This is a genomic window from Bartonella sp. AC130YNZD (assembly GCF_042196865.1).
Classification (GTDB): Bacteria; Pseudomonadota; Alphaproteobacteria; order Rhizobiales; family Rhizobiaceae; genus Bartonella.
In genome coordinates this window covers 1-4,752 of the sequence record NZ_JBHIQZ010000052.1, presented here as the reverse complement: position 1 = coordinate 4,752, position 4,752 = coordinate 1, and the positions used below count along the sequence as shown (strand labels likewise).

At 39.6% G+C, this 4,752-nt stretch carries 4 protein-coding genes and 2 pseudogenes; 4 read left to right on the top strand and 2 right to left on the bottom strand.

Going from position 1 to position 4,752, the window contains the following annotated elements; translation table 11 throughout:
- Positions 1–190 precede the first annotated feature (190 nt).
- Together ACFINU_RS09065 and ACFINU_RS09060 are read right to left on the bottom strand one after the other, a co-directional pair.
- A pseudogene (locus ACFINU_RS09065) lies at positions 191–626 on the bottom strand (helix-turn-helix domain-containing protein).
- Between the two features lie 65 nt (positions 627–691).
- On the bottom strand, positions 692–1,222 hold the full coding sequence (locus ACFINU_RS09060) for a DNA adenine methylase (protein WP_375618979.1): 531 nt from the start codon (positions 1,220–1,222) through the stop codon (positions 692–694).
- Positions 1,223–1,333: 111 nt separating this feature from the next.
- Between ACFINU_RS09060 and ACFINU_RS09055 the strand changes: the two are divergent.
- The 4 genes and pseudogenes from ACFINU_RS09055 to ACFINU_RS09040 all read left to right on the top strand — a co-directional run.
- Positions 1,334–1,913, top strand: a pseudogene (locus ACFINU_RS09055) (tyrosine-type recombinase/integrase); the annotation flags it as partial.
- 208 nt (positions 1,914–2,121) lie between these two features.
- On the top strand, positions 2,122–2,322 hold the full coding sequence (locus ACFINU_RS09050; protein WP_007347209.1) for an AlpA family transcriptional regulator: 201 nt from the start codon (positions 2,122–2,124) through the stop codon (positions 2,320–2,322).
- A gap of 97 nt (positions 2,323–2,419) precedes the next feature.
- Entirely contained in the window at positions 2,420–3,304 is an 885-nt protein-coding gene (locus ACFINU_RS09045) for a toprim domain-containing protein (protein ID WP_375667598.1), read from the top strand.
- A partial coding sequence (locus ACFINU_RS09040; protein ID WP_375667596.1) for a YfjI family protein occupies positions 3,301–4,752 on the top strand: 1,452 nt, incomplete at its 3' end. The genes ACFINU_RS09045 and ACFINU_RS09040, both read left to right, overlap by 4 nt.

Below are 4,752 nucleotides of genomic sequence, written 5' to 3'. Positions count from 1 at the left end.
AACCTTACCATATTTAGAGCTAACCCGCTACAAATGGGTATTTTTCAGCTTACAAAACTTGCTATGAATAGCAACAGATGGTTAAGGGGATTGATCCACTCTCAAGCTGAAATTTGATTAACTAATTTCACTAGAATTGGCTGGGATACCTGAATTCGAATCTAAATTTAATTGCAATAAACTATTGATTTTATTTATATTTTTTAAGGTTATGGACCATATAATTAGGTTCGGGAATAGGATTTTTACACTTTCCTTTACAAAATGCATTCTTTTTGCCAGCTTTCTCTAATAATTTTTTTAATAGTTCTAAATCTTCTTGTGAAATAATGTTTACTCAGTCTAGAAAACATACCAACAGTTTCACATCTGAAAGTATCAGAAGGCTTTATAATAAAACTTTTGCGACAAGAATAGGCTTCTTTTTTTAAGAGAGAAGCCATAGCTTTATCTAAAGCATAGAGTTCAATTATCTTTTCCTCCAGCCCTACAGGAACAGATCTTTTGCCAATTTCTACAGATGATAAAAATGCTACAGATATATCTAATTTTTTAGCCATATCTAAAAGGCGTTCTGAATGATCAATGCGAAGTTTCCGTAAAATTTTACCAAAAGATGTAAGCATCAAAAAAAGTCCTATTAGAGAAGAAATATTTCTTCTGATCCTAACAAATCTTTTTATGATTTTCTTCAATTATTGCGAATCAAGAGTTCTTTTCGGGGTGGTTTTTTAGTCGTACCTGCTGTCCAAAGGGGCTCTAATTCTAAAAAGTCAAAATCCTTAAAAATCTCTCGAACCGCATCACAATCATTCAGACTCAAGACAAACTTTCCTTGGATGCTTTTGAGAACTTTTGCCATACTCACAAAATCATCTTCAACAAAATTCCCAGAACTGTAATACTTCTTCTTTACAAGATAAGGCGGGTCTAGGTAAAATAAACTGTCGGGTGCATCAAAAAGTTCGACAACCCGTTCCCACGATAAATTTAAGATCGTCGTATCAAGAAGATTCTGTCTAACACGTCTCATCCTTGATAACAGCTGTTCGGGATTAAACTCTGCCGTTCTTTTTCTTCCAGAACTAAAAAAGACATAATCTTTTTTCCCATACATCACACAACGTTGGAGAAACAAAAAGCGAGCAGCTCTTTCAACTTTGGAAAGGCTCTCTGGTTCAATAGCCGCAAGTTCAAAAAAACAATTGTCTTGAACAAACAAACCACTCTAGTCGTTTAGCTAAATCTTCAAAGTCATTTTGAACACATTGAAACAGATTCGTGATTTCTCCATTCAAATCATTAATCACGGAATATTTCACTGATCTTTTGTTTAGGAAAACAACGCCTTAAAGTCAAAAATTTACCTGCCATGGATTGGAGAGACATTCCCGCTTTTTATAAAACACTTTGCGAAGCATCAACCCTAACACAACTGGCTTTGCGTTTGCTTATCCTTACAGGGGTTCGCTCTAACCCTTTACGTCATATTCATAAAGATCAAGTTGAAGGTGATATCTGGACATATCCCTGCTGAAAATATGAAAGGCAAGCGTGATACAACAAAAGAGTTTCGTGTGCCCTTATCAACAGAAGCATTAGAAATTCTCAAACAAGCGCGCTCGCTTTCTCGCAACGATTTCTTTTTCTCTGTAAGAAGTCGGGGGCCTCTTAATGATACGTGTATGTCAAAGTATATGAGAAACAATAACCTTGAAGCCTGCCCCCATGGATTTCGCTCTAGTTTACGCAATTGGCTTGCTGAAACAACCGATGCCCCCTATGAGGTCGCTGAAACTATTTTAGCTCATACGGTCGGGGGGCAAGTAGAGCGTGCCTATCGTCGGACTGACTATTTAGAACAGCGCCGTGTCTATATGGATAAATGGGCGGCTTATGTCACGGGTCAATAGATATGGGGTGAATAACCCCATGATCTGTGGATAACTTTCTCTCTCTTCTCTCTCATTCGCTCTCAATTAGACTCATAAATTATCACATGAGAATTTATATGATAAAATATTGTTTTCTATAAATAAAATACCTTCAAAAATAAACCAAAATGTGCTTAATAAATAGGCATGAGTTGTTTCTATTTTTTAAGAATGAAAGGATTTTAGAATGACAGAAAATGATATTCTTTTAACAGACCGTGAAAGTGCAAAATTGCTTCATATGAGTGTCTCAACTTTCCGCCGTCATGTCACCAATGGCTCTCTCCCAAAACCTTTAAAATTTGGTTTTTTATCCCGTTGGTTACAATCGGATCTTTTGAATGTCATCGAACAAGCAAAACAGCAACGTCAAAGTGACGCGGCATAAAAAAACCTTGTCACGTAAGGACGGACAAGGCTTTCTCAAACTCATCAATCTAGAGAGTGCACAATCCGTCCTATGACGCAACGTTATAGGATTAAAAATGATGTGTTCTTTTAAGAATGCGCAAGGTATCACACGTGCCTTGCGTGGTACTTGGCATGGGCGTTATGGAACAGCTCGTTGCCCCGCTCATGATGATAGGCTGCCTAGCTTATCCCTTGCCAATGGACATGATGGGCGTCTTTTACTCTATTGTTATGCTGGCTGCTCTTTTAGAGAGATCATACAAGCGCTTATTAGAATTGGATTGCTTGGAAAACAAGCTTATGATCAGACGCTCTCTTTCTCAAAACAGTTTTGTGCTGATCTCAAACGAGTAAAACAGAAAGCAGAGAGAGCAAAAGCAATTTGGCAACAAAGCCAACCAATCAAAAATACTTTAGCAGAAACCTATTTACGCATGCGTGGGATCACATGTGATTTGCCTGCTGATTTACGCTTTCATAGCAAATGTCCACACCCCTCTGGGGGTACATTGCCCGCGTTGGTTGCTCTTGTTAAGGGGGCTGGCTCTTTTGCCATTCATAGAACCTTTTTAAAAGACAATGGCTGCAAAACAGATCAAAAACCAGCAAAAGCCATGTTGGGTTCTGTCACGGGTGGTGCTGTGCATTTAAGCCAAGACAATCCAAAACATCTTGTCGTTTGTGAGGGCATTGAAACCGGTCTGGCTCTGCTGTCTGGGTTGTTATCAGAGCCCGTGAATTTATGGGCGTCCCTTTCAACCCATGGCATGATGCGTGTGAATTTACCTCCTACAAAAGGGCGTCTCACCATTGCAATGGATGGCGATGAGGCGGGTCGTAAAGCAGGTTTCACTCTCGCTGCGCGCGCTTATAGACAAGGCTTTGAGGTTTTTATGATGCAAGCCCCCTACGGTCTAGATTTCAATGATGTTTTGATACTGAAAGGTATAAATAAATGAGAGAGAATAAAAACAATATTGTAGAGAACAACAATCAAAATGTTTCATGCAATGATAACGATAATGGCTCTTTAAACGATAATACTTGTTTAGAAGCCATTCCTTATAAGCAAGCATTGCAACAAAACGGTTGGGGGGAATTAAAACCACTTGAATATACTCTCTTACCCGTCGAGTCTTTTCATGCTGCGCAAATGCCTTTAACTTTAAGTCGCTATGTTTATGACGTTGCTGACCGTCAACAAGCGCCTCTTGATTTTGTGGCTGTCGCTGCTTTGTGTGGCTTGGCTGCTCTCATCGGCAATGGTGTGCGGATTGCTCCAAAACAACATGATGATTGGAAGATTGTCCCTAATCTCTGGGGCGCTCTTATTGGTCAACCTTCAACCATGAAAACACCAGCCATGAAAGCCGCTTTAGCGCCTATCACTTGCCTTCAAAAGGAATGGTATAAAGACTGGTTAAAGCAGAAAGAGAAACAAGAAATTGAAGAGATACTTGAGACTTTAGACAAATCCGAAAAGAAAAAGCAAGCCCATAAAGCAATAAAAAAAGGAGATCTTGAAACAGCCCGTGCTCTTTTGTCTGAAACCCTCTCTAAAGACAATGCGCATGATGATGATGTCTCTCGTTTTATTGTCAATGATACGAGCGTGGAAAAGCTTGGGGAACTTTTAAAAGAAAATCCCCGTGGTCTCTTGATGGTGCGTGATGAATTATCCGGTTTCTTAACAGATATGGAACGGAAGGAATATCAAACAGACCGTGCCTTTTATTTGGAAGCTTTTAATGGAGATGGTCAATTTACTTATGACCGGATTGGGCGTGGAACCATTTTTATTCCCAATGCAACCGTCTCTATTATAGGGGGCATTCAACCCTCTCGCATTCTGCCCTTTATACGCAATGTTTTATATGGCAAAGGCAATGATGGTTTCTTACAACGCTTTCAAATGCTGGTCTTTCCCGATGAGACAAAAGAGTGGAAATGGGTTGATAGACCTCCCAATCAAGAGGCATGGGAAAATTATCAAAGGGTGTTTCGTTCTTTTCGTGATAAACGCTTAGGGTCTCCAGAAAAGCCGCTGATCATGCGTTTTTCTCCTAAAGCACAAGGGAAGTTTTATGAATGGTTAGAGCATCTTCATAAAGAGGCAAAAGGAGGTAGTTACTTAGAAAGCTTACAATCGCATCTTTTAAAAATGCCTAAGACCATAGCAAGCCTTGCATTGATTTTTGAACTTCTTGACGGTGGTCGTTTAGAAATTGGACCCTATGCCATCACAACAGCCTTGCGTTGGACAAGTTATCTATTAAGTCATGCCAAACGTCTTTATGCGGCGGGGGATAATTTAGCAACAGAGGGGGCACAATTGATTGTCGAGCGCTGTGATCATTTACCCGATGTCTTTACTTTACGTGATATTCATCAAAGAAGTTGGATCGGT